Genomic DNA, 22,219 nt, shown 5'->3' with positions numbered 1-22,219 from the left:
AGTTAGTTAGTTATTAGTTACTTACTTAGTAAGAGACGCTGTATTGCAGCTGCGAGAAGGGAATCTCGCCAAATTCTTCAGGTGCGACCTGATGCAGAGCCGACAGGCTGGCCGACAACTGCTCCACGCCCTCATTGACGCGGGCTTCGATGGGAGCGTCCAGCACCAGACCTTTTTCTTCACTCCAGCTCACTTGCACCTCGGTAGCGTAGATGCTGGGCAGCACGTGCCGGGGGTTCAGCGACGACAGCACCGGGCGCAGCGCATAATCCAGCGCCAGCATGTGCGACTGGCTGCCGCCGGTGGCCAGGGGCAATACCAGCTTGTTGGTCAGCCCGAACTGCGGCAGCAAATCCAGGAAGGCTTTCAGGATGCCGCTGTAGGCCGCCTTGTAGACCGGGGTGGCCACCACGACGGCGGAAGCTTCTTCGACAGTGGCCAGCGCGGCCTGGATATGGGCATCGTTCCAGTCGGCGCGCAGGATGGCCTGCCCCGGCAGATCGCGCACGTCCAGGCGGGCGTAGCGGTGGCCGCGCCGGGCCAGCTTGTCGCCGACGTGGTGCAGCAGACGGGTGGAACGGGAGGGGGCAGAGGGGCTGCCGGCCAGTAACAGGATGCTCATGTCGTGTGCTTGTGCTGAGGGGTAGATGGAACCGGCCAGGCCGGTCCCTCTTGCAGGTTCAGGTCACTTCTTGTTGGGCGCGTAGAGCTGGTCGAAGGTGCCGCCATCGGCGAAGTGCGTCTTCTGCGCCTTCTGCCAGCCGCCGAACTCCTTGTCGATGGTCACCAGATTCAGCTTCGGGAATTGCGCAGCGTACTTGGCAGCGATCTTGGGATCGATGGGACGGTAGTAGTTCCTGGCGATGATCTCCTGGCCCGCGTCCGAGTACAGGTACTTCAGGTATTCTTCGGCTACCTTGCGGGTACCGCGCCGGTCGGCCACCTTGTCCACCACCGCCACCGGCGGCTCGGTCAGGATGGAAAGGGAGGGCGCGACGATATCGAACTTGTCGGGCCCCCATTCCTTCAGGGAGATCAGGGCTTCGTTTTCCCAGGCCAGCAGCACGTCGCCGATGCCGCGTTCGACAAAGGTGATGGTGGCGCCGCGAGCGCCCGAATCCAGCACCGGAACATTCTTGAAGAGCTTGGCGATGTAGTCGCGGGCAGCGTCGTCGCTACCGCCCTTGCGCTTGGCATAGGCCCAGGCCGCCAGATAATTCCAGCGGGCGCCGCCCGAGGTCTTGGGGTTGGGGGTGATGACGGACACACCTGGCTTGATCAGGTCGTCCCAGTCCTTGATGCCCTTGGGGTTGCCCTTGCGCACCAGGAACACGATGGTGGAGGTATAGGGCGAGCTGTTGTGCGGCAGGCGCTTTTGCCAGTCGGCCGGCAGCAGCTTGGCCTTTTCCGAGATTTCGTCGATGTCGTAGGCCAGCGCCAGCGTCACCACGTCGGCATCGATGCCGTCGATCACCGAACGGCCCTGCTTGCCCGAGCCCCCGTGGGAAGCCTTGATGGTGACGTTGTCACCGGTCTTTTGCTTCCAGTACTTGGCGAAAGCCTTGTTGTAGTCGGCATAGAGTTCGCGCGTCGGGTCGTAGGAGACATTGAGCAGCGAAATATCGGCCGCCTGTGCCACGTGTGCGGCTTGTGCCAGCACCAGGGCGGCGGCGACCGATTTGATGATCTTCTTGAGCATATCCGTTCCCGCATGTTCTGTTGTTTTGGAGAACACAGGTTAATGAGCCGGCTGACCAAAAAGAACGAATACTTTCTTCTCTCGATATGCACAAAACAGATATGAAAGATCAGGGCGCAGCAACAAGACCACCGATCCATCTCGCCCAAGCCTTGCGTACCGGGACGAGCGTGCGGAAATACCACCATCCCACCCTCCCCGTCCGGCGCCACTTTGCGGGGGGATCGATGTTCCGGGTGAAGCTCCCGTCATTCAAGAAAAGCACGCTCGGACTTTTTGTTCTTTTCACATTGTGGTATAACCGTCATATTGCAACGCACCAGGCCGCGCCATGAAAAAAGAAGCTGCAGGCGAGACAGAACACATTTCCATCCAGGTCATCGAGCGCATGGTCTCGCTGCTCGACGCGCTGGCGGAGTATCCCGACCCGGTCAGTCTGAAGGAATTGTCGGCGGCGACCGATCTGCATCCGTCGACGGCGCACCGCATCCTCAACGATCTGGTGGTCAAGCGTTTCGTTGATCGCGTCGAGCCGGGTACCTATCGGCTGGGCATGCGCCTGCTGGAGCTGGGCAATATCGTCAAGAGCCGGCTGTCGGTGCGCGAGGCGGCGCTGGACTTCATGCGCGCGCTGCATCGCAAGACGCACCAGACGATCAACCTGTCGGTGCGCCAGGCGGACGAAATCGTATATATCGATCGCTCCTTTTCTGAACGTTCCGGCATGCAGGTGGTGCGCGCCATCGGTGGCCGGGCGCCGCTGCACCTGACCTCGACCGGCAAGCTGTTTCTGTCGGTGGATGATCCCAAGAACGTGCGCGCCTATGCCACCCGTACCGGGCTGGCCGGGCACAACAAGAATTCCATCACCGATCTGAGCAAGCTGGAGCGCGAACTGTCGATGGTGCGCGCGCTCGGCTACGCGCGCGACAACGAGGAACTGGAGCTGGGCGTGCGCTGCATGGCCGCCGGCATCTGCGACGACAGCGGCAAGCTGGTGGCGGGCCTGTCGATCTCGGCACCGGCCGACCGCCTGCAGGATGAATGGGTGGATGACCTGGTGAGCACGGCCAGCCAGATTTCGTCGGCGCTGGGGTATCGCCAGGAACGCGACTGAAGCTTCATGCTGCAGCTAATGGAAGAGAATGAAGGGAATGAAGGGAATGAAAGAGTATAAAAAAAGCGAACCCGCGGGTTCGCTTTTTTATTGGGAAAACGGAAGCAGAAATTAACCCTCGTCGGCCCGTACCATTTTTACGCGGGTCAGGTTGGGCTGGTCTTCCACCAGCCACTTGCGCATGCGCGTGGCATCGCCCACGTGAGACAGGCGGCCCTTGGAGTCCAGGAATACCATCACGATGGGACGTCCCTCGATACGGGTGTACATCACCAGGCAGTGACCGGCTTCGTTGATGAAACCGGTCTTTTGCAGGCCGATGTCCCACTCCTTGTTGGAGGTCAGGCGGTTGGAGCTGTTGTACTGCATGGCGTGGCCGCTGGGCTCGACCATGTACTTGGGATCGGTGGAGTACTGGCGGATGATCGGATAGTGATACGCCGCCACCACCAGCTTGGCCAGGTCGCGGGCGCTGGCCACGTTCTGGCTGGACAGGCCGGTCGAATCGACGTAATGGGTATCCATCATGCCCAGCGAACGCGCCTTGGCATTCATCGCCGCCACGAAGGCCGGCAGGCCGCCCGGATAGTTGCGTCCCAGGGCCGAGGCGGCACGGTTTTCGGAACTCATCAGGGCAATATGCAGCATGTCGTCGCGGCTGAGGGTGGCCCCCACGCGCAGGCGCGAGCTGCTGTGCTTCTCACGGTCGACATCGTCATCGGTGACGGTGAGCACTTCTTCCATGTTCTGGCGCGCTTCCACCACCACCAGTGCCGTCATCAGCTTGGTGACCGAGGCGATGGGCAGGGCGACTGAAGAATTCTTCTCGAACAGGACTTGCGAACTCGCCTCGTCGATCACCAGAGCGACATTGGAGCGCAGGGCCAAGGGATCAGGGGTGAGGTTCAGCCCGGCCAGGTCGCCCGCCGTCATCACCGGCGGCACCACCGGCACCGAAGGCGCGGCCGAGACACGCTGGTAGCTGATATGACGCTTGCCCTTGACCACACTGACCTTGCGAACCAGTTTTTCGCGGCTGTTCAGGGAGCCCTTGGCCACCGTCTTGCTGACCGCCTGGGCCGGGCGCTTGGCGACGACTTTCTTGGCCGGCGCTTTCCGGGCGGCATTGTTGACCGTCTGGGCGGCGGCAGGTGCCAAACCAGCGTGGATGAACAGTAGTGATGTGAAAATGGCCAGCGCTGATTTGATCATAGGTGGAACTCCCCCCAATTTACCCTGAAAGTACACAAGAGAAACGTTGGCAGTGTAGCAAAATGCAGATTTTTCGCAAGAGAATTAAGACGTTAGCGCATTTTTTTAAACGCGTTTCTATCTCCGCGACCGATACGGTGCCCCACACTTTTTCGGGATTTTCCTGCAATTTTGCCGGGTTGGTGCTCGATATTTTTCGATTTTTATCAAGCAATTCCCAGGCCAACGAAACGAATTGGCCGCCAGTGTAGCTGTCAGCTGCTTGTCACAATCGCGATAACAGACGGCAATAGCTGTCCCAGATATTCGCTTTACGATGTTCTGGAGTGAACGGATAACGGGGGAATGTCACCTGACGTTGACGCCCCGCCTGCATCGGCCAGGGGCCGGGCGGAGCGTCGGCAGAGGTCGGTTGATCAGGGCTTGCGCACATCCAGCATGGCCACGTCGATGGAGAAGGAACAGGCCTGGTCCAGCGCGAAATAGTCCTTCACTTCAGCCGGAGCGGCCTGCCAGAGCGCGCGGATGGCGGTGATATGGTCTTGCGGAGTGCGCATGCGGGCCACCCAGGAGTCGAATTCCAGGCGCAGCTTCCAGGTCTTGTCGCTGGTGACGGCAAAACCGGCGGCCACCAGCAGCTTGCGCCAGGAGTGGAGGCTGATATTGCGGACGTGGGAGGTATCGCGCAGCAGCTCGATGGCCTGCACATAGGTATCGGCCAGGACATCGGCCGGGGCGGCGGTATCGATGACGATGAAGCGTCCGCCCGGCTTGAGCACGCGCAGCACTTCATCCAGGGCCTGCGGCAACTGACGCCAATGGTGGGCCGAGAAGCGGGTGCAAACCAGGTCGAAACTGGCATCGGGAAAATCCAGGCGGTCGGCGCTACCCTGGCGTACCGCCAGATTGTCCAGGCCGCGCTCGGCGGCCGCGGTGGCGACGACGGCCAGCATCTCTTCGGACAGGTCATAGGCAATCACCTTCTCCACCACCGGCGCCACGGCAAAACTGGCGTGGCCGCCACCGCAACCCAAATCCAGCACCCGTGCGCCCGGCAGGGAAGCGGCGATCTGCGCCAGTTCCTGCAGGTCCGCGCCCTGGGCGTGGACGCTGCTGGTGAGATAGGCGGCGGCGGTAGTGCCGAACTGTTCGGTGACGACTTGCTGATGGCTGCGCATGGCGGGGCTCCGGGGCGATATGAAGGAAAACACAGCTGTGCTGTGGAGGAATCGCCAGTCTAGCGATTTCTTATCCTGTTACAAGTGAAGCATTTATACTATTACCCCGACCACCACCCTACCCGCCTCATGGAACCCGATCTCGCCCGCCGCGCCCTCGGCGACTTTCTCAAATCCCAGCGCGAACAGACCGCTCCGGCCCAGGCCGGCCTGCCGCACCTGGCCCATGGCCGCCGCCGCACACCGGGTCTGCGGCGCGAGGAAGTGGCACAACTGTGCGGCATCAGCGTGACCTGGTACACCTGGATCGAGCAGGGACGCACCGATTCGGTCTCGCCCCAGGCACTGGCGCGCATCGCCGATGCACTGCACCTGCCACGCGCCAAGCGTGCCTATCTGTTTGAACTGGCGGGCAAGAAAGATCCGGCCTTGCCGGAGCAGCAGGCGGCCACGGTGGTAGCGCCGGAAATCCTGGAGGTGGTCAGCCAGTTCCGCACCCCCGCCTATCTGCTGGATCGCTACTGCAATGCGGTGGCCTGGAATCCGGCCGCCCGCAAGCTCTTCACGGGCTGGCTGGATGGCCGGGAAAAGCCGCCCAACCTGCTGCGCTTCATGTTCTCCAGCCCGGCCGCACGTAGCTTGACGGTGCAATGGGAACAGCGGGCGCGACGCCTGGTGGCGGAATTTCGGGCCGACAGCGCCAGCCTGCTGGATGATCCGGAACTGCTGGCGCTGGTGACGGAGTTGTCGGCGACCTGCCCGCTCTTCCAGCGGGCCTGGCATCTGCAGGATGTGGTCGAGCGCGAAGGCGGCGAGCGCCACTTCCAACATCCGCAACTGGGGGAGCTGCGCTATCACCAGGTCAATTTCCGCGTCACCAACCGACCGGAGCTGAAGCTGGTGACGCTGATGCCGGCCAGCGCCGACTGAAGCAGGCCCGAGCTGCCTACTTGCGGACCACGAAGGCCACGCCGATCACGCCCACCAGCATGCCCAGCGCGCCGATGAGGCTGAAGGCTTCGCCAAACATCAGCCAGGCCATGATGGCCGTGGTCGGCGGCGTCAGGTACAGCAGACTGGTGACGCTGGTGGCGGCACTGCGGCGGATCAGCGCGAACAGCAGGAAGATGGCGCCAATGGACAGCGCCAGGATCGACCACAGCAGTGCGCCGATGAATTGCGGGGTCCAGTGGACGTTGCCGAGGTGCCAGTCCAACCCTTCGATGGCCACGGCAAAGGGCAGCACCACCACGATGGAGGCCATGAACTGGATCACGGTGCCGGTGCGCAGATCGAAGTGCGAGCAATAGCGTTTCTGGTACAGCGTACCGGCGGTGATGCACAGCAAGGCGAACACGCACAGCGCAATGCTGGCGGTGGACAGGCCGATCAGGGAAATCTTGTTGGCCACCACCAGTCCCACCCCGCACAGCCCCAGGGCCAGGCCGACCCACTGCCGACCGCGCACCGATTCGCCCAGCAAGGGGGCGGCGAACGCGGTCAGGATGGGTTGCAGGCCGACGATCAGAGCCGACAGGCCGGCCGGCATGCCGATCTTGATGGCACACCAGACACCGGCCAGGTAACCGGCCTGCAGCAGCACGCCGGCCACGGCGACATGGCGGATCCGACCATGCGGCCAGGGGGCGCGAAACAGCAGTACCAGCGGCAGCAGCACGACCAGCACACCGGTAAAGCGCAGCAGCAGGAAGGTCAGCGGTGGCGCATACGGCAGGCCGAACTTGGCCACGATGAAGCCGGTACTCCAGATCAGCACGAACAACAAGGGCACCAGGCTCATCAGGAGCTGGCGAGGCCGGCGGGCACCGGCGGCGGATTGCATCATTTCTTTTCCATCAGCGGGCGCACGCCGGTGCGCCCGGGTCATCTCATCGTTCGCTCCAGCGGGCGGCATGGAGGCTGGCGAGTCTTATCGTTTGTATATGGACGGCCACGGTCTGTTCGATATCTCTTCCGTAACCGCCCGCCATCGTAACCGCAACCGGGATTTTGTGCTCGTGGGCGTAGCCGAAGACAGTTTCGTCCCGCGCCGCCAGGCCCGCCAGGCTCAGTTTCATCTTGCCCAGACGATCCCCCTCGTGCGGGTCCGCGCCGGCCAGGTAGATCAGCAACTGCGGCGCGAAGCGCTGTTGCAGCGTATGCAGGGCCAGGCGCAGGGCTTGCAGGTAATCGGCGTCGCCCACGCCGTCGGGCAGGGCCACGTCGAGATCGCTCTGCTCTTTCTCGAATGGATAATTGTTCTGTCCGTGCAGCGACAAGGTGAATACGGATTCATCGCGCGCGAGTATCGAGGCGGTGCCATTACCCTGGTGCACGTCCAGATCGACAATGGCTACGCGCGCGGCACGACGTTCAGCCTGCATCAGTCGGGCCGCGATGGCAGCGTCGTTGAAGACGCAGAAACCGGCGCCATGATCGGCATAGGCATGATGGGTGCCGCCAGCCAGGTTGACGGCCAGGCCCTCGCTGAAGGCGGCGCGGCAGGCGGCGATGGTGGCGCCGGAAGACCGGCGCGAGCGTTCCACCATCTGCGGTGACCAGGGGAAGCCAATCTCGCGCTGCTCGGCAGATGTGAGTTGGCCAGCACTGGCACGGGCGATATAGTCAGGATGGTGCGCCAGCGCCAGTTCGCCATCACTGGCAGGCTGGGCTTCGTGAAAATCCAGATCCGGTACGGCTGCCGCCGCGCCCTCACGGATCATCCGATACTTCACCATCGGGAAGCGGTGCCCCGGTGGCAAGGGCAAAACGAAGTGATCACTGTAGTAAGCCTTCACAATTTTTTCCCATCTTGTTTTCATGCTTGCCGCACCGCAACAAGAACGCTTGCTGCGCAGCGCAAACGATTGCGCGACGCGGAACGATAACTGCTTTTGATGCTGCAACGCAAAAGGTAGTCCGGAATGGCATCTCTTTTCAGAAAATCCTCAAAAATGCGCTAAGTCCTTGATTAGACTTGGATCAATTTTGAAGCGCTTTTCGTGATTCCCGCGCGATGAAACGTTTGACTTTATGCACGATTGAACTAGAATCCGTTTGTGCATCGCATCATATTCAAACAAGAAATTACATCGGAGATCCACCTTTCAACACTGATCGGTCCGTAAGCAATCACTGTCGCTGCCTTGTCATCAACCCATCAACGAGAAGGATGTTTCAACATGACGACCTACACCGAGCAATTTTCCGCTGCTGCCAAAGCCAACGCTGAAGCGCAAATCGCTTTGTTCAGCCAGCTGGCAAGCAAGACCTTTGAAGGCATGGAAAAACTGGTGGACCTGAACCTGAAGGCGGCCAAGTCCTCGCTCGAAGAAAGCCAGGCCGCAGCCCAGAAGCTGTTTTCGGCCAAGGATCCGCAGGAATTTTTCACTCTGACCAGCTCGCACGCCCAGCCGACGCTGGAAAAGTCGGTCGCCTATGGCCGTCACCTCAGCGGTATCTTCTCCAGCACCCAGGCTGAACTGACCAAGGCTGCCGAAGCCCAGATCGCCGAAGTCAACCGCAAGGTCGTGGCGATGATCGACGAAGTGGCCAAGAACGCCCCGGCTGGTTCCGAGCAGGCCATCTCCATGTTCAAGTCGGCCATCGGCAACATGAGCGCCGGCTACGAACAGTTCACCAAGAACGCCAAGCAGGCTGCCGAAGTGATGGAAGCCAACGTCACCAATGCCGTGGAACAGATGTCCCAGGCCGGTGCCAAGGTGACCCGCGCTGCCAAGAAGTAATCTTCGGGTTCGCCCGCAGAAAGCAATGCCCCGGTCTGGCCGGGGCATTTTTTTGACCTGCGTCTTCACCCGCGCTTGCCGTCGCCTCAGTTGCTGATCTGGAATTCGGCACGCAGCGCGCGCAAGCCTTCCTGCATCGTCTCGAAAGCCGGCTCCACCTGGGACGGGTCCCCCTTGACGCCCAGGTCGATGTGGCGGCGGGTCTGGTTGTCGCCCACGTGCGGCAGGCTGAACACCTTCACCAGCGGGAATTGCGCCTCGATGGCTTCCATCAGTGGCGTCAGGGTCGACTCCATCGCCTCGAACACCAGCATGGAGCGCTCGGCCCAGGCCTGGCGGTGGAACTGGTCGGCGTAATAGGTTTCCAGTACCCATTCGAACATCGGCCAGGCCATCACCGGGAAGCCCGGTGCAAAATAGTGCGCGCCGGTGCCGCTGGTGTTGTTGAGCCAGAAACCGGGGATCTTGTTGTAGGGGTTGGGAATGATGGAGGCGCCCTGCGGGAATTCACCCATCTTGAGACGGTGCAGGTTGTCGGGGGCATTGAAGTCGGGCGTGGTGCCGGCTTCGCGGCCCATGTCGGCGATGCGCTCCTGGATCTTCTCCCTGGCCTCGGGGTGCAGGACCACCGGTACGCCCAGCGCCGCCGCGGCACACTGGCGGGTATGGTCGTCGGGCGTGGCACCGATGCCGCCGGTGCAGAACACCACGTCGCCACTGGCCAGGGTGCGCTTCAAGGTGGCGGTGATGCGCTCGGGGTCGTCGCCGAGGTACTCGGCCCAGGACAGTTGCAGTCCGCGCTGGCCGAGCAACTCCAGGACCTTGGGAAAATGCTTGTCAATACGGCGGCCCGAGAGGATCTCGTCGCCGATGATGATGAGTCCGAATGCCATGAGTCTGTCTGCCCGAAAGGTTGATGAAACACTGCGGCGATTATGCCCGATTCAGGCCGCGGACGGATCGCCCTGCCCCGCCTTCGTCTCAGGCAGACGCCATCAAACCAGGGTCAAGGTGGCGTCAACGTGGCGTCACATCGATGACGTCCACCTGCGCTGGAGCATCGGGCGCCTGGCCGCTGCGGTAGCGCAGCAGCGCTTCCAGGCAGTAGAACTGGAACCACAAGCCGGTGAAGACGAACACCACCACATACAGCCAGATCGCCACCGCCGCCAGCGCGGGCAGCAGAATCACCGACAGCACCCCGCCCAGCCACAGCAGCGTGGGCGCCGCGCCGAGCGCACCGGCGATGGTGCCCACGGCCAGCAGCGGCCAGCGATGCAGGTGCAGCACGGCACGCCGTTCTTCGGTGCTGGCGTAGTCGGCCAGGGTGTCATAGGCCATCACCCGATAGGTCAGCCAGCCCCACAGCAGGGAATGGATCACGAAGGCCAGCGGCGGGATCAGGAATACCCAGATCGTGGCCAGCCACAGCACCGTGAAAACGGCGAAGCACCACAGCGAAGTCCAGAGACTGCCGGCTACGCTGCCGCCATGGCGCTTGTCCAGCATGGGATAGTGGCGGGTACCGATATGGCGGGCGATGGCCGGGATGGTGAACAGGCCCACGAATACCAGGGCGGTAAGGATCATCAGGGGCAGCAGCGTCCACATGGCCAGCAATGGCACCAGCACCGTCTTGAGCGCCCCCATGCCGAACCAGGCCAGCATGCCGCCGATCTCGCCGAACATGCCATGCGAGACGAAGTAGCCTTGCAGCCAGTCGATGATGGGTTGCAGCCCCAGCCACAGGCACACCGCCCACAGACCCAACGAAACCACGAAGGGGAGCGCCGTCAGCCAGAGCATGCGGATATGCAGCTGCGCCAGCAGGGCGCGCCCGAAGGAGGCGATGAAAAGACGCATCAGCGGGGCTTCCTGCGGGTCAGTTCGACCAGGCGTTTCAAGCCCAGCCACTGCTGTGCCCAGAAGCCGCGTCCGTAGTCGCGGCCCTTGCCGGCCGGTGGCGGCAGCTGGTCGCGCACGCCGGTCATGGCGAAGCTCTGGCTGAAATGGGCGGTACGGAAGAGCAGATCCCAGATCGACAACAGCACCCCGAAGTTGTGTCCGCCCAAGGAGTTGCGGCCCCGGCTTTCATGCCCCACACCGATGGCGTGATGGGTGCGATGGAAGCGCGGCGACACCAGCAGGTATTCGCCCAGGCGGCCGAAGTGGATGCGCACGTTGGCATGCTGCAGGCTTTGCAGCATGCGCGAGAGCGAGATGAGCAGGATGTACTGCGAGGGTTCCACACCAATCACCAGGGCGATGAGACCGAAGATGATGTCGTGCACCAGGTTGTCCAGCATATGGTTGCGGTCGTCGCTCCACAGGTTCATGTTCTGCTGGCTGTGGTGCAGGCTATGCAGCGCCCACATCCAGCGCACATTGTGCTGGGCCCGGTGGTAGAGGTATTCAAACAGGTCCAGCACCACCATGTAGAGCAGGAAGCTGACCAGGGCGCGATCGGTCACGCCAGGCCAGATCTGGTCGAGATTGAAAGTGCCCCAGCCTTCCAGGTGCAGGGCGTCCTGAAGATAGGACAGCGTCGGATCCAGCAGCAGGAAGGCGAGGATGGGAATGATGCCCAGGCGCTGCAGCACGGTGTAGATGAAATCGTTCCAGCGCGCGCGCGGGTCGGTGATGGGATGGACCGGGATCATGGACTCCAGCGGGCGCAGAATCAGGAACAGGATCACCAGTTCACAGATGCCCACCAGGACGAATTCGGTGCCGGTGAAGGCTTCCTCGACGAATTCGCCCATGCCGGTGAAGAACACCAGCGGTTGTACCAGGGTCTCGAAGAGCCAGCCCTGGACGGTGGCAAAGAGGTCGGAAATGGTCTGGATCATGGATAGCATGGATTCGGTAAGACGGTGCCGACAGCAGCTCCCCTCCCCTGGGCCGGCGCCGGCTTGGACTGACGTGCGGGCTCAGTGTTCCTTGGCGGCGGCAAACAGATGTCGGTAGGACGGATGATCGCGCAGGGTGGCAAAGCAGAACCCCTTCTGCTCCAGCCCGCTGATGAGCGGCTCCAGCACGGCTGGCGCCCACGGATCCTGGCGCGACCAGATGCCCATATGGGCCAGGAAGATATCACCATCCTTGAGTCCGGCGAGCGCTTTCTTCAACAGCATCTCGTTGGGAAACCTGTCGCTGGGCAGTTCATCGCCCGAAAAACCGGCCGGGGCCCAGGCCACGTGGGCATAGCCGCAGGCCTGTCCGGCCTTGAGCAGGTTGGGCGTCAGCCGTCCCCCGGGCGCCCGCCAGAGCGGATCGAGCTTGTGGCCGGTCAGTTGCTGGAAACGCTGGTCGACGCGCTTCATTTCCTCGCAATACTGGGCCGGCGTCCACTGTAGCTTCTTGCCGGCCTGGGCACCGAATTGCGGTCGCACCTCGATGCGGCCTTCGGGCAGGTCGCGCAGCACGTAGACATGGTCGAAGGTATGTGTACCGAAGGCGTTTCCCTCGGCCACCAACCGCTTCCACAAGGGCGCCCAGGCAGGGTCTAGGGAATAGTCGCCGTGGATGGTCTTCTCGTTGGCGAGGAAGAAGGTGGCCTTGATATGGTGGCGCAGCAGGGTCTGCTCGATCAGCTCGGCCTGGGACTGGCTGCCGGTATCGAAGGTGAGATAGATCCTGCCCTTGCAGGCGGGCACTTGCGGGCTTGCCGGTTGCGCAACGGCCTGCCCTGCCGCCAGGATGGCGAAGAGGAACAGGCCGCGCAGGGAGGGATTGACAGGACGCAGCGTCATCGGTCGGTCCTCCTGGGTGAACAAGGCATTACAGGTCCGGGGCGCGGTTGTAGAGGTAGATGCCGTGCGGCGAGCGGCCCACCGGAATCACCTTGGTCACCGAGCGGCTGGCCAGGTCGATCACGGCGACCTTCTTGCTCCAACGCAGGGTGGTCCACATGGTCTTGCCATCGGCGGTCACTTCCATGCAGTCCGGCCCCCCGGGGACCTTGATGGTGCCGACGTTTTCCAGCGTCGTCATGTCGACCACGCTGATGGTATTGGCCACGCGGTTGGAAACATAGACGTAGCGCTTGTCACCCTGGCCACGGAAGTTGTGGGCGCCGACGCCGGTCTTGATCTTCTTGACCATCTTCTGGGTGCGCCAGTCGATCACCTCGACATAGTCGCTGCCCATGATGCCCACCATCAGGTACTTGTTGTCGGGGGTCATGATGATGCCGGCCGGCAGCTTGCCTACCGGCATGGTCCACTTGACCTGCTGGGTGGCCAGGTCGATGGCGCTGATCTGGTCGCTGCCCTGCTGGGTCACGAAGGCGGTAGTGCTGGCATTGTCAAAGGCGATGTGGCTGGGGGTCCGGGCCAGCGGGATGCGCCTGGACAGCTTCAGATCGTGGCCGTCATAGCTGTAGACATCGACACGGTCCAGGCGCAGGCCGGTGGCGACGAACCACTTCTGGTCGGGGCTGAAGCCGATCTGGTAGGGATCGATGATGTCGCGCAGCTTGCGCTGCACCGCACCGGTCCTGGGATCGAGGAACAAGAGCTGGTTGCCGGTGGCGCTGGCCACGATCAGCGACTTGTTGTCCGGGGTGGCCATCAGGTGGTGCGGTTCCTTGCCCACAGAGAAGGTCGACAACTCCTTCTCGCCGGTTTCGTCCAGCAGCGACACCGATGCGTCACCGGAATTGAGCACCACCACCACGTTGGCATGGGCCGACACGGCCAAGATCGCCGAGACGCATGCTGCGCGGAAGGAAAGGGATAAAAGTTGGCTGAATCGACGCAACATGACGAACTTTACTCAAAAATGCCTGATCTATCGTGATAGGGCCTGTTCACACTTGATCTGCACATCTCGCAGATCAAGTGTGAACAGGCCACAGGGCACGTCCTCGGCTCTTAACGCTGGCTGACACGTTCCCGCTGACAGCCCACTGAGGCAATATGAAAAATTTCTAGATTTTTGGTTTACACTGCCTGCCGATCCGGTCGCATGACGCGCCGGGGCGGCCTGAAAGCCAGTCGCAGCACGCCTGCGGCACCTGATGCACGAGCTGGTGCGCAAGATGTTTCCGGTGGACATCCTGCGTCGTCAGTTTCGGTCAGGATACGGACGATCCGGCTGCCAACCCATCCCCTCACCGAAAGGAAACCGATGTCCACGATCACGACAGCTTCCGGGCTGCAATATGAAGAAATCAACGTTGGCGCTGGCGATGAAGCCAAGGCCGGCAGCCACGTCAGCGTGCACTACACCGGCTGGCTGCAAAATGCAGACGGCAGTGCCGGCAGCAAGTTTGACTCCAGCAAGGACCGCAATGACCCGTTCGCGTTCCCGCTGGGTGCCGGCCACGTCATCAAGGGCTGGGATGAAGGCGTTCAGGGCATGAAGGTTGGCGGTATCCGCAAGCTCATCATTCCGGCCGGCCTGGGCTATGGCGCCCGTGGCGCAGGTGGTGTGATTCCCCCGAATGCTACCCTGATCTTCGAAGTCGAACTGCTGGCCGTCTGAGCCTGAGGGAGGAGAGACATGAGCACCCTGCAAGAACAGTTCGAAGCCGCCGTCGCAGAATCCAAGACCCTGCCCGAGCGTCCCGACAACATGACCCTGCTGAAGATGTACGGTCTCTACAAGCAGGGCAGCAATGGCGACGTCCAGGGCGAACGCCCCGGCATGACCGACTTTGTGGCCCGCGCCAAGTTCGACGCCTGGGCCGCGCTCAAGGGCAAGCCACAGGCCCAGGCGCAGCAGGAATACATCGACATCTTCAATGAACTGAAGGGTTGATGCGGTCACGACGGCGGCCTCCTCCAGAGGCTCCGTCTGCCGAAGAAGAAACGGGCGCACCTGGGATCAGGTGCGCCCGTTTTGCTTCAGGGCCGGGCTTGCTGGCCGCATCAGCGCGCAGCCACGTCGGGATTGAGCAGATTGGGCGGACGCTGGCCCGACAGCGCCGCAATCAGGTTGTCGGCCGCACAATTGGCCATGGCCAGGCGCGTGGGCGTGGAGGCGCTGGCAATGTGCGGAGTCAGCACGACGTTGCTCAGGGTGAGGAATTCGGGCTTGAACGCCGGTTCATTCTCGAACACATCCACCCCGGCCGCCGCGATGCGGCCTTCGCGCAGGGCGGCGATCAGTGCCGCGTCATCGACGATGCCGCCGCGCGCGATGTTGGTGAGCGTGGCGGTCGGTTTCATCAAGGCCAGCTCGGGGGCGGCGATGGTGTGATGCGTCTGCTTCGAGTAGGGCAGCACCAGTACCACGTGGTCGGCCTGTTGCAGCAATTCTTCCTTGCTGACGTAGCGGGCGTTGTTGGCGCGCGCTTCCAGCTCGGGGGTCAGGCGGGAACGGTTGTGGTACAGCACCTGCATGTCGAAGCCCAGCGAACGGCGGGCGATGGCCTGGCCGATACGGCCCATGCCGATGATGCCCAGCGTGGCGCCGTGGATGTCGGGGCCGACGAAACTGTCATAGCTCCACTTCTTCCACTGGCCGGCGCGCAGGAAGTGCTCGGATTCGGTGATGCGGCGCGCCGCCGCCATCATCAGCGCCCAGCCGAAGTCGGCAGTGGTTTCATTCAATACATCGGGCGTATTGGTGGCCATGACGCCGGCCTGGGTGGCGGCAGCCACATCGATATTGTTGTAACCCACGGCCATGTTGCAGACCGCCTTCAGTTGTGGATTGGCAGCGAAGAGCGCAGCCGTCACCGGTTCGCTGGGGGTGGTGAAGAGGCCATCCTTGCCGCGGGCCTTGGCCAGCAGCTCATCGGCAGTGTAGATGCGGTCATCCTGGTTGGATTCGACCTCGAAGTGCTGTTCCAGGCGGGCCAGGACTTCAGGGAAGACGGCGCGGGCGACGAAGATCTTGGGTTTCATGCGGGGTCTCGTGGTCTGGTTTTCGTTATCGGAAGGGGTGAAACACTCAGAAGAACAGGAAGCTCATGACGATGAACAGCGGCACCAGGATGCCCGCCGACCACGCCATGTAGCCGAAGAAGCTGGGCATGCGAATGCCGCGCTCCTCGGCGATGGCCTTGACCATCATGTTGGGCGCATTGCCGATGTAGCTGTTGGCCCCCATGAAGACCGCGCCGGCGGAGATGGCCGCCAGCGTCGAGGCCAGCGGCCCCATCAGTTCCCGTGCATCGCCGGAGGCAGTGTTGAAGAACACCAGGTAGGTCGGCGCATTGTCCAGGAAAGACGACAGCAAGCCTGTCATCCAGAAGTACATCACATCGTCCGGCTTGCCGTCAGGCCCCGTGACGGCGCGTACCACGGCGGCAAAGGCGCCGTGCTCGCCCGCGCGCAGCATGGCGATCACCGGGGCGATGGTCAGAAAGATGGCGGCAAAGAGCTTGCCCACTTCCAGCATCGGTCCCCAGCCGAATTCATTGCCGCTGCGTGCCGTCTTCGGCGTCAGCCATAGCGAAAGCAGAATCACCACCAGCAAGGCGCCATCGCGCAGCAGGTTCTGCCATTCCAGCGGCGTGCCCAGCAATTCGGTGGCCACGCCCGGTTTCCACAGGCCGCTCATGAGCACCAGGCCGACCACGGCCCCCAGCAGCAGGAAATTGAGCTTGCCCTCCAGCTGCAGCGCCGAGTCGGGCGTGGGATCGAGCGGGCGACGCTCTTCGCGGTTGAGGTAGAAATGGCGGTCCAGCAGGTAGAACACCAGCAGCAGCGCGCCGCACAGGAAGGCCATCGGCCCCAGCAGGTGGCGCGCGGTCCAGAAGAAATCGACCCCCTTGAGGAAGCCCAGGAACAACGGCGGATCACCCAGCGGCGTGAGCGAGCCGCCGGCATTGGCGACCAGGAAGATGAAGAACACCACCACGTGGACGGTGTGCTTGCGGTCATCATTGGCGCGGATGAGCGGGCGGATGAGCAGCATGGCCGCGCCCGTGGTCCCCATGATGCTGGCCAGCAGCGTGCCCAGCGCCAGCAATCCCGTATTCAAGGCGGGCGTGCCATGCAGGTTGCCGCGCACGCAGATGCCACCGGCCACGGTGAACAGCGCCGTCAACAGGATGATGAAGGGCAGATATTCCGCCACCAGTGCATGCACGCTGATGGCCAGCGCCGCATGCGCACCGTGCGCGGCGGCAAAGGGCAGCAGGAAGGCCAGCGCCCAGGCTGCGGCGACCTTGCCGAAATGGCGATGCCACAAACGCGGTGCCAGCAACGGCAGCACGGCAATGGACAGCAGGACACCGGCAAAGGGCAAGGCCCAGGCCAGCGAGAGAACGGCACCATCCAGCTCGGCACTCCATCCCGGCAGGGGAAGCAGCGCAGCCACGATGGCAAAGAGGGCGGGGGCAGTCGGTCGTGTCAGCAAATGTGGTCCTGATGGGATGCAGATGAATAAACTCTTCGGGGCAGCTGCCGGCGCAGGCCATCCCGAGGAGTCACACTATAGCAGCCGACCTGCCGCGCGCGCGCAAAAACGCCCGAGTGGAAAAACTTTCAGGTATCGTTCAAATCCGGTCAAGCCTTGATCTGGAACACCTGGCGCAGATAATTCACATAGGCCGGGTCGTCGCACATGTTCTTGGACGGCGTATCGGACAACTTGGCCACCGGCTGGCCGTTGCAGCGAACCATCTTCATGACGACCTGCAAGGGCGTATAACCGAGGTCATTGGTCAGATTGGTCCCCACGCCGAAGGCCACCTTGGCGCGATCCTTGAAGCGCAGGTAGAGCGCGCGCACCTTGTCGAAATCCAGGCTGTCAGAGAACACCAGCACCTTGCTGGAAGGGTCGACGCGATTGTCGCGATAGTGCTGGATCAGGCGCTCGCCCCATTCGAAGGGATCGCCCGAATCATGGCGCGCACCATCGAAGAGCTTGCAAAAGTACATGTCGTAGTCGCGCAGGAAGGCATCCATGCCATAAACGTCCGAGAGCGTAATGCCGAGGTCGCCGCGATACTCGCGCGCCCACATCTCGAAGGCGAAGGTCTGCGAATCGCGCAGGCGCGGCCCCAGCGCCTGGCAGGCCTGCAGGTATTCGTGGGCCATGGTGCCCAGCGGGGTCAGGTCGTGCTGCATGGCGTACATCACGTTGGAGGTGCCAGCGAAGTGGCTCCCCATGTGCTGCTTCATCTCGTCGATGACTTCGGCATGCCAGCTGCGCGAGAAGCGGCGGCGGGTGCCATAGTCGGCAATCTTGCAGCCGGCCAGCTCGGGGTCATCGGTGATGACCGACATCTTCTTGCGCAGGCGCGCCCTGCCCTCTTCCAGGTCCGGCGAACGCTGGGTGGCGCGGAAATACACTTCATTGACGATGGCCAGCACCGGCACCTCGAACATGATGGTGTGCAGCCACGGCCCCTTGACCTGGATGTCGATCTCGCCATTGCCGGCCGGATCAGGCTGGACGGTGATGTACTTTTCGTTCAGGTGGAACAGGTCGAGGAAATCGACGAAGTCGCTCTTGATGAAGCGCAGGCCGCGCAGATAGTTCAGTTCCTCTTCCTTGAAGCGCAGCCGGCAGAGTGCGGCGATCTCCGCACGGATCTCGTCGACGTAAGGGGTCAGATCGATGTGCTCGTTGCGGCATTTGAACTTGTATTCGACCTGGGCGCCGGGGAAGTGATGCAGAACCACCTGCATCATCGTGAATTTGTACAGGTCGGTGTCGAGTAGGGATGTGATGATCATGAAGTCCGGATGCGGACAGGCCGCATGCTGCCATGTTGATGGTCCACGTGCATGGCGGGCCGCCCCGGAGCGGTCCGCACGATGCGTTGGCCACGCCCTGAAGCGTCGCGACCGCTATCTTAACCGAGATCGCCCAAGGCAAAGCCCCCTGCCCTGAGGGGGCTTTGCGGTGTGGATGCGGTGCGAAAGCGCGACTTACCTGCCCGCCGAAGCCGGACGCCGTGTGCGTACGTAGGTCGGTGGCGGCAGGTAGGGCGTACCGTCCAGGTAGCGCCATTGGCGCATCGTGCTGCGACCGTCCTTCTGCGAGACCAGACCGATGAAGGCCCCCATCGAGGCTTGCTGGTCCAGTGCGCGCAAGCTCAGCTCACCCAGCGGCGAAGACCAGCGCAGGCCGCGCAACGCGTCCAGCAGCGCGTCTCCTGGCGTGCCCTCGCTTTTCTTCAGACCGCCTGCAATGGCCATCATGGTGCTGTAGCCAATGAGCGCCGACAATTGCGGCGGCTCGCTGAATTTCTTCAGATAGGCATCCAGGAAGCGCTGGTGCTCGGGCGTATTGATCTGGTCCCAGGGGTAGCCGACGGCGACCCAGTCGTGGATCGCTTCACTCTGCCCGGGCTCCACGATTTGCCCAACGGGCGAGGTCATCGACACCACCTGCACGCCCTTGAACAACTGCTGGTCATTACCCGCCTGCACGAATTTTTGCAGGTCTTCGCCGAAGGTGGCGTTGAAGATGCCATCCGGACGCGATTGACGGATCGCCCGTACGACGTCATCGGCCTTGATCTTGCCCAGCGCCGGCCACTGGTCGCTGACGAATTCCACATCCGGACGCGCCTGCTTCAACAGCATCTTGAAACTGGCCACCGCACTCTGGCCGTATTCATAGTTGGGCGCCACCATGGCCCAGCGTCGGCCCGGCATGCGCGCGGCTTGTTCGGCCAGCATCGCGGCCAGCATGTAAGTGGAGGGACGTACGCGGAAGGTGTAGCGATTGCCCTTGTCCAGGGTCACGGCATCGGAGAGTGCATCACCCACCACCAGCACGGTCTTGCTGCGGGCGGCCTGGCGCGCGACCGCCAGGGCCACGTCGGAGGGCATGGTGCCGGTCAGCACTTGCACATGCTCCTTGCTGACCAGTTCGCGTGCATTGCGGGCAGCCTGGTCGGCATCGCCCTCATCGTCACGGCTGATCATCTGCAAGGGATGACCGTGGATGCCGCCGGACTCGTTGATCTGCTCCAGCGCCAGTGCCAGGCCGTTGCGGTAGGCTTGTGCGGCAGCCGCGGCGTGCGCCTGGCTGTTGATCTCGCCGATGAGGATAGGCTCGGCAGCACCGGCGGCCAGTGGCAGCGCCAGCGCAACGGTCACCGCCAGCCTGCCCAGCAGGGCCGGCAGCAGGGAAAGACGGAATCGGGGGGAGGACTGGGGGCCTGCAGCGTTCACGCCGGAACTTCCTTGTATTGATGTGCGGTAAGCCGCGTCCTGTCGGCGGACCTGCTCCATGGGCTGGAGCGGCAGGCCACGGGACCCTGGCGACGGCTGGGCTTATCGCGCGCTTGTTTATTTACTTATACGTAATCTGTATAAGCCTCATTTGTGGGAAAAATCGAATTACCTTAAAATACAAGGCTTTGCGGCGGGTTGCGCAGCGGCATCTCGAAAGCCTTCAAGGGCCTCCTCCAGGCGTCCACAAGACGCCAGATACCGGCAAAAGCACCTCAACAAAGGTTGACCAGCCGCAACATGATTTTAACCGTGCCATATTGCCATCAATTGCGGCGCAGTTAGCCATCGGTTTGAAGAAATTTTACAGATAGGACAGTTATGACCCACGTTGTCACCGATTCCTGCGTCCGTTGCCGCTATACGGATTGTGTGGATGTTTGCCCGGTGGATTGTTTCCGCGAAGGCCCCAATTTCCTCGCGATTGACCCCGATGAGTGCATCGACTGCGCCGTCTGCGTGGCCGAGTGCCCGGTCAATGCGATCTACGCGGAAGAAGACGTGCCGGCCGACCAGCAGCAGTACATCGCCCTGAACGCCGATCTGTCCCGCAACTGGCCCTCCATCACCAAGACCAAGGCACCGCTGCCGGAAGCCGAGGAATGGAAGGACAAGACCGACAAGCTGCAATACCTGCAGCGCTGATTCCTGCGGAGAATCAAGTGGGCCGGGCCTGTCCCGGTCGACAATGGCGGTTGCGCATCCAGCCCGGCAGCTTCATCGCCCACGCCAGATGCGCAGCCGTTTGCATTTGGCCGCCAGCAATACCCCTGAGAGCCGCATGGCCGGGCTGAACTGCCCGCTGCTTTGCAGTCCTGTGCGCTCTTGGCAAGCATCTCGCATCTCTTTTACCTGGCCTCTCCCCCGCCAGCGGCCCCGCCGCCAGCCAGCGCGCCGCGCAAGGGAAAAGCCGCCCTACTGATCTGATCTACTGAAACAGGAATATCAAGAAAATCATGGAAAACAATGTCCAGACTGCGGCAGTCAACGGTGTCATCGATGCCGATGCCGTCATCATCGGCGCCGGCCCGGTGGGCCTGTTCCAGGTATTCGAACTCGGCCTGCTGGAAATCAAGGCGCACGTGATCGATTCGCTGCCCGTGGTCGGTGGCCAGTGCGTGGAGCTGTATCCGGACAAGCCCATCTATGACATCCCCGCCGTGCCCGTCTGCACCGGCCAGGAACTGACCGACAACCTGTTGAAACAGATCGAGCCCTTCTCGCCGACCTTCCACCTAGGCCAGGAAGTGACCCTGGTGAACAAGCGCGAAGATGGCCGTTTCGACGTCGAAACCTCCACCGGCACCAAGTTCATCACCAAGACCATCTTCATCGCCGCCGGCGTGGGCTCGTTCCAGCCGCGTACCCTGAAGGTCGAAGGCATCGAACAGTTCGAAGGTTCGCAGGTGTTCTACCGCGTCAAGGACCCGGCCCTGTTCGAAGGCAAGAACATCGTCATCTGCGGCGGCGGCGACTCCGCGCTGGACTGGGCGCTGAACTTCGTGGGCAAGGCTGAATCGGTGATCCTGCTGCACCGTCGTGAAGAATTCCGCGCCGCCCCGGCTTCGGTGGCCAAGATGAAGGAACTGTGCGAACAGTATGAAATGCAGCTCCTGATCGGCCAGGTCACCGGCACCGAGATCAAGGATGGCAAGCTGGCCGAAGTCAAGGTCACCGGCGCCGACGGCGTCACCCGCCGTCTGCCGCTGGACATGCTGCTGGTCTTCTTCGGCCTGTCGCCCAAGCTGGGCCCGATCGCCGAGTGGGGCCTGGAAATCGAGCGCAAGCAGCTCAAGGTGATGGATACCGAGAAGTTCGAGACCAACGTCCCGGGCATCTTCGCCGTGGGCGACATCAACACCTATCCGGGCAAGAAGAAGCTGATCCTGTCGGGCTTCCACGAAGCCGCGCTGGCTGCCTTCGGCGCTGCGCCCTACATCTTCCCGGAAAAGAAGATCCACATGCAGTACACCACCACCTCGCCCAAGCTGCACAAGATCCTGGGCGTGGAAAGCCCGGTGTTCGACTGATTTATTGGTCGCAACATCATCAGCGCCGCTGCAAGCGGCCTGCAGAGCCCCCGTCCGGTACGGGGGCTTTTCATTTATGAAGGTTTTTGC

The 22,219-nt window shown here is 62.3% G+C and carries 22 protein-coding genes; 7 read left to right on the top strand and 15 right to left on the bottom strand.

All coding sequences use genetic code 11. The features are described from left to right. Window positions 1-25 precede the first annotated feature (25 nt). Window positions 26-622: an NADPH-dependent FMN reductase gene (ssuE, locus tag HWE01_RS03775; RefSeq protein ID WP_241821119.1), complete on the bottom strand. Its 597-nt coding sequence runs from the start codon at window positions 620-622 to the stop codon at window positions 26-28. Window positions 623-685: 63 nt separating this feature from the next. Continuing rightward, window positions 686-1,699 carry a sulfate ABC transporter substrate-binding protein gene (locus HWE01_RS03770; protein WP_008327445.1) on the bottom strand — a complete coding sequence of 338 codons (1,014 nt, stop codon included), beginning with the start codon at window positions 1,697-1,699 and terminating at the stop codon, window positions 686-688. A gap of 331 nt (window positions 1,700-2,030) precedes the next feature. On the opposite strand from HWE01_RS03770, the gene HWE01_RS03765 reads away from it, so the two are divergent. Further along, complete coding sequence (locus HWE01_RS03765) at window positions 2,031-2,816, top strand: IclR family transcriptional regulator (protein ID WP_008327443.1); 786 nt, start codon at window positions 2,031-2,033, stop codon at window positions 2,814-2,816. Between the two features lie 111 nt (window positions 2,817-2,927). On the opposite strand, the gene pbpG is transcribed toward HWE01_RS03765, so the two are convergent. Together pbpG and HWE01_RS03755 are read right to left on the bottom strand one after the other, a co-directional pair. Next, complete coding sequence (pbpG, locus tag HWE01_RS03760; protein ID WP_008327441.1) at window positions 2,928-4,028, bottom strand: D-alanyl-D-alanine endopeptidase; 1,101 nt, start codon at window positions 4,026-4,028, stop codon at window positions 2,928-2,930. Between the two features lie 416 nt (window positions 4,029-4,444). Next, entirely contained in the window at window positions 4,445-5,206 is a 762-nt protein-coding gene (locus HWE01_RS03755; RefSeq protein ID WP_008327440.1) for a class I SAM-dependent methyltransferase, read from the bottom strand. 129 nt (window positions 5,207-5,335) lie between these two features. Here HWE01_RS03755 and HWE01_RS03750 point away from each other — a divergent pair, with 129 nt between their 5' ends. Continuing rightward, complete coding sequence (locus tag HWE01_RS03750) at window positions 5,336-6,136, top strand: helix-turn-helix transcriptional regulator (protein ID WP_241821118.1); 801 nt, start codon at window positions 5,336-5,338, stop codon at window positions 6,134-6,136. A 16-nt stretch (window positions 6,137-6,152) separates the two neighbouring features. Here the strand turns inward: HWE01_RS03750 and HWE01_RS03745 are convergent, their stop codons facing one another. Both HWE01_RS03745 and HWE01_RS03740 read right to left on the bottom strand, forming a co-directional pair. Further along, window positions 6,153-7,052 (bottom strand): DMT family transporter, encoded by a 900-nt coding sequence (locus HWE01_RS03745; RefSeq protein WP_034350122.1) that lies wholly within the window; start codon window positions 7,050-7,052, stop codon window positions 6,153-6,155. A 43-nt stretch (window positions 7,053-7,095) separates the two neighbouring features. Then, a complete protein-coding gene (locus tag HWE01_RS03740) occupies window positions 7,096-8,028 on the bottom strand; it encodes a histone deacetylase family protein (RefSeq protein WP_175343163.1) in 933 nt (310 codons plus the stop codon). Window positions 8,029-8,388: 360 nt separating this feature from the next. Here HWE01_RS03740 and HWE01_RS03735 point away from each other — a divergent pair, with 360 nt between their 5' ends. Beyond that, entirely contained in the window at window positions 8,389-8,952 is a 564-nt protein-coding gene (locus tag HWE01_RS03735; protein WP_008327434.1) for a phasin family protein, read from the top strand. An 86-nt stretch (window positions 8,953-9,038) separates the two neighbouring features. Here HWE01_RS03735 and HWE01_RS03730 read toward each other — a convergent pair whose 3' ends face one another. The 5 genes from HWE01_RS03730 to HWE01_RS03710 all read right to left on the bottom strand — a co-directional run bounded on the left by HWE01_RS03730 (window position 9,039) and on the right by HWE01_RS03710 (window position 13,716). After that, complete coding sequence (locus tag HWE01_RS03730; protein ID WP_008327433.1) at window positions 9,039-9,845, bottom strand: competence/damage-inducible protein A; 807 nt, start codon at window positions 9,843-9,845, stop codon at window positions 9,039-9,041. Between the two features lie 124 nt (window positions 9,846-9,969). After that, window positions 9,970-10,815 carry an EI24 domain-containing protein gene (locus tag HWE01_RS03725; protein ID WP_008327432.1) on the bottom strand — a complete coding sequence of 282 codons (846 nt, stop codon included), beginning with the start codon at window positions 10,813-10,815 and terminating at the stop codon, window positions 9,970-9,972. Beyond that, complete coding sequence (locus HWE01_RS03720) at window positions 10,815-11,801, bottom strand: sterol desaturase family protein (RefSeq protein WP_241821175.1); 987 nt, start codon at window positions 11,799-11,801, stop codon at window positions 10,815-10,817. The genes HWE01_RS03725 and HWE01_RS03720 overlap by 1 nt, the downstream gene beginning before the upstream one ends. 81 nt (window positions 11,802-11,882) lie before the next feature. Further along, complete coding sequence (locus HWE01_RS03715) at window positions 11,883-12,704, bottom strand: polysaccharide deacetylase family protein (protein WP_008327430.1); 822 nt, start codon at window positions 12,702-12,704, stop codon at window positions 11,883-11,885. Between the two features lie 28 nt (window positions 12,705-12,732). Then, complete coding sequence (locus HWE01_RS03710) at window positions 12,733-13,716, bottom strand: YVTN family beta-propeller repeat protein (RefSeq protein ID WP_034350116.1); 984 nt, start codon at window positions 13,714-13,716, stop codon at window positions 12,733-12,735. 366 nt (window positions 13,717-14,082) lie between these two features. Between HWE01_RS03710 and HWE01_RS03705 the strand changes: the two genes are divergently transcribed. Together HWE01_RS03705 and HWE01_RS03700 are read left to right on the top strand one after the other, a co-directional pair. Continuing rightward, window positions 14,083-14,439, top strand: coding sequence for an FKBP-type peptidyl-prolyl cis-trans isomerase (locus HWE01_RS03705; protein WP_008327428.1), 357 nt, complete (start codon window positions 14,083-14,085; stop codon window positions 14,437-14,439). A gap of 18 nt (window positions 14,440-14,457) precedes the next feature. Next, window positions 14,458-14,715, top strand: coding sequence for an acyl-CoA-binding protein (locus tag HWE01_RS03700; protein WP_008327426.1), 258 nt, complete (start codon window positions 14,458-14,460; stop codon window positions 14,713-14,715). 110 nt (window positions 14,716-14,825) lie between these two features. Here HWE01_RS03700 and HWE01_RS03695 read toward each other — a convergent pair whose 3' ends face one another. The 4 genes from HWE01_RS03695 to HWE01_RS03680 all read right to left on the bottom strand — a co-directional run bounded on the left by HWE01_RS03695 (window position 14,826) and on the right by HWE01_RS03680 (window position 20,039). Beyond that, window positions 14,826-15,806, bottom strand: coding sequence for a 2-hydroxyacid dehydrogenase (locus HWE01_RS03695; RefSeq protein WP_175343162.1), 981 nt, complete (start codon window positions 15,804-15,806; stop codon window positions 14,826-14,828). Between the two features lie 46 nt (window positions 15,807-15,852). Continuing rightward, window positions 15,853-17,265, bottom strand: a complete 1,413-nt coding sequence (locus tag HWE01_RS03690) for a sodium:proton antiporter (RefSeq protein ID WP_502798414.1) — start codon at window positions 17,263-17,265, stop codon at window positions 15,853-15,855. 149 nt (window positions 17,266-17,414) lie between these two features. Further along, a complete protein-coding gene (gene pncB, locus HWE01_RS03685; protein ID WP_008327420.1) occupies window positions 17,415-18,590 on the bottom strand; it encodes a nicotinate phosphoribosyltransferase in 1,176 nt (391 codons plus the stop codon). Between the two features lie 195 nt (window positions 18,591-18,785). Next, window positions 18,786-20,039, bottom strand: a complete 1,254-nt coding sequence (locus HWE01_RS03680; RefSeq protein WP_008327418.1) for an ABC transporter substrate-binding protein — start codon at window positions 20,037-20,039, stop codon at window positions 18,786-18,788. A 381-nt stretch (window positions 20,040-20,420) separates the two neighbouring features. On the opposite strand from HWE01_RS03680, the gene fdxA reads away from it, so the two are divergent. Further along, window positions 20,421-20,744, top strand: a complete 324-nt coding sequence (fdxA, locus tag HWE01_RS03675; protein ID WP_034350114.1) for a ferredoxin FdxA — start codon at window positions 20,421-20,423, stop codon at window positions 20,742-20,744. 311 nt (window positions 20,745-21,055) lie between these two features. Beyond that, window positions 21,056-22,129, top strand: coding sequence for an NAD(P)/FAD-dependent oxidoreductase (locus HWE01_RS03670; protein ID WP_008327414.1), 1,074 nt, complete (start codon window positions 21,056-21,058; stop codon window positions 22,127-22,129). The last annotated feature ends 90 nt before the right edge of the window (window positions 22,130-22,219 follow it).

This window comes from Herbaspirillum sp. C7C8 (assembly GCF_022627875.1).
Classification (GTDB): Bacteria; Pseudomonadota; Gammaproteobacteria; order Burkholderiales; family Burkholderiaceae_D; genus Herbaspirillum.
Note: the sequence above shows the minus strand (reverse complement) of the source record. Positions and strands in the feature narration are given on the sequence as shown.

Excerpts from the sequence above, each read along its gene's own strand:
- ssuE (WP_241821119.1), bottom strand. The coding sequence starts at position 622 with ATGAGCATCCTGTTACTGGCCGGCAGCCCCTCTGCCCCCTCCCGTTCC.
- HWE01_RS03770 (WP_008327445.1), bottom strand. The coding sequence starts at position 1,699 with ATGCTCAAGAAGATCATCAAATCGGTCGCCGCCGCCCTGGTGCTGGCA.
- HWE01_RS03765 (WP_008327443.1), top strand. The coding sequence starts at position 2,031 with ATGAAAAAAGAAGCTGCAGGCGAGACAGAACACATTTCCATCCAGGTC.
- pbpG (WP_008327441.1), bottom strand. The coding sequence starts at position 4,028 with ATGATCAAATCAGCGCTGGCCATTTTCACATCACTACTGTTCATCCAC.
- HWE01_RS03755 (WP_008327440.1), bottom strand. The coding sequence starts at position 5,206 with ATGCGCAGCCATCAGCAAGTCGTCACCGAACAGTTCGGCACTACCGCC.
- HWE01_RS03750 (WP_241821118.1), top strand. The coding sequence starts at position 5,336 with ATGGAACCCGATCTCGCCCGCCGCGCCCTCGGCGACTTTCTCAAATCC.
- HWE01_RS03745 (WP_034350122.1), bottom strand. The coding sequence starts at position 7,052 with ATGATGCAATCCGCCGCCGGTGCCCGCCGGCCTCGCCAGCTCCTGATG.
- HWE01_RS03740 (WP_175343163.1), bottom strand. The coding sequence starts at position 8,028 with ATGAAAACAAGATGGGAAAAAATTGTGAAGGCTTACTACAGTGATCAC.
- HWE01_RS03735 (WP_008327434.1), top strand. The coding sequence starts at position 8,389 with ATGACGACCTACACCGAGCAATTTTCCGCTGCTGCCAAAGCCAACGCT.
- HWE01_RS03730 (WP_008327433.1), bottom strand. The coding sequence starts at position 9,845 with ATGGCATTCGGACTCATCATCATCGGCGACGAGATCCTCTCGGGCCGC.
- HWE01_RS03725 (WP_008327432.1), bottom strand. The coding sequence starts at position 10,815 with ATGCGTCTTTTCATCGCCTCCTTCGGGCGCGCCCTGCTGGCGCAGCTG.
- HWE01_RS03720 (WP_241821175.1), bottom strand. The coding sequence starts at position 11,801 with ATGATCCAGACCATTTCCGACCTCTTTGCCACCGTCCAGGGCTGGCTC.
- HWE01_RS03715 (WP_008327430.1), bottom strand. The coding sequence starts at position 12,704 with ATGACGCTGCGTCCTGTCAATCCCTCCCTGCGCGGCCTGTTCCTCTTC.
- HWE01_RS03710 (WP_034350116.1), bottom strand. The coding sequence starts at position 13,716 with ATGTTGCGTCGATTCAGCCAACTTTTATCCCTTTCCTTCCGCGCAGCA.
- HWE01_RS03705 (WP_008327428.1), top strand. The coding sequence starts at position 14,083 with ATGTCCACGATCACGACAGCTTCCGGGCTGCAATATGAAGAAATCAAC.
- HWE01_RS03700 (WP_008327426.1), top strand. The coding sequence starts at position 14,458 with ATGAGCACCCTGCAAGAACAGTTCGAAGCCGCCGTCGCAGAATCCAAG.
- HWE01_RS03695 (WP_175343162.1), bottom strand. The coding sequence starts at position 15,806 with ATGAAACCCAAGATCTTCGTCGCCCGCGCCGTCTTCCCTGAAGTCCTG.
- pncB (WP_008327420.1), bottom strand. The coding sequence starts at position 18,590 with ATGATCATCACATCCCTACTCGACACCGACCTGTACAAATTCACGATG.
- fdxA (WP_034350114.1), top strand. The coding sequence starts at position 20,421 with ATGACCCACGTTGTCACCGATTCCTGCGTCCGTTGCCGCTATACGGAT.
- HWE01_RS03670 (WP_008327414.1), top strand. The coding sequence starts at position 21,056 with ATGGAAAACAATGTCCAGACTGCGGCAGTCAACGGTGTCATCGATGCC.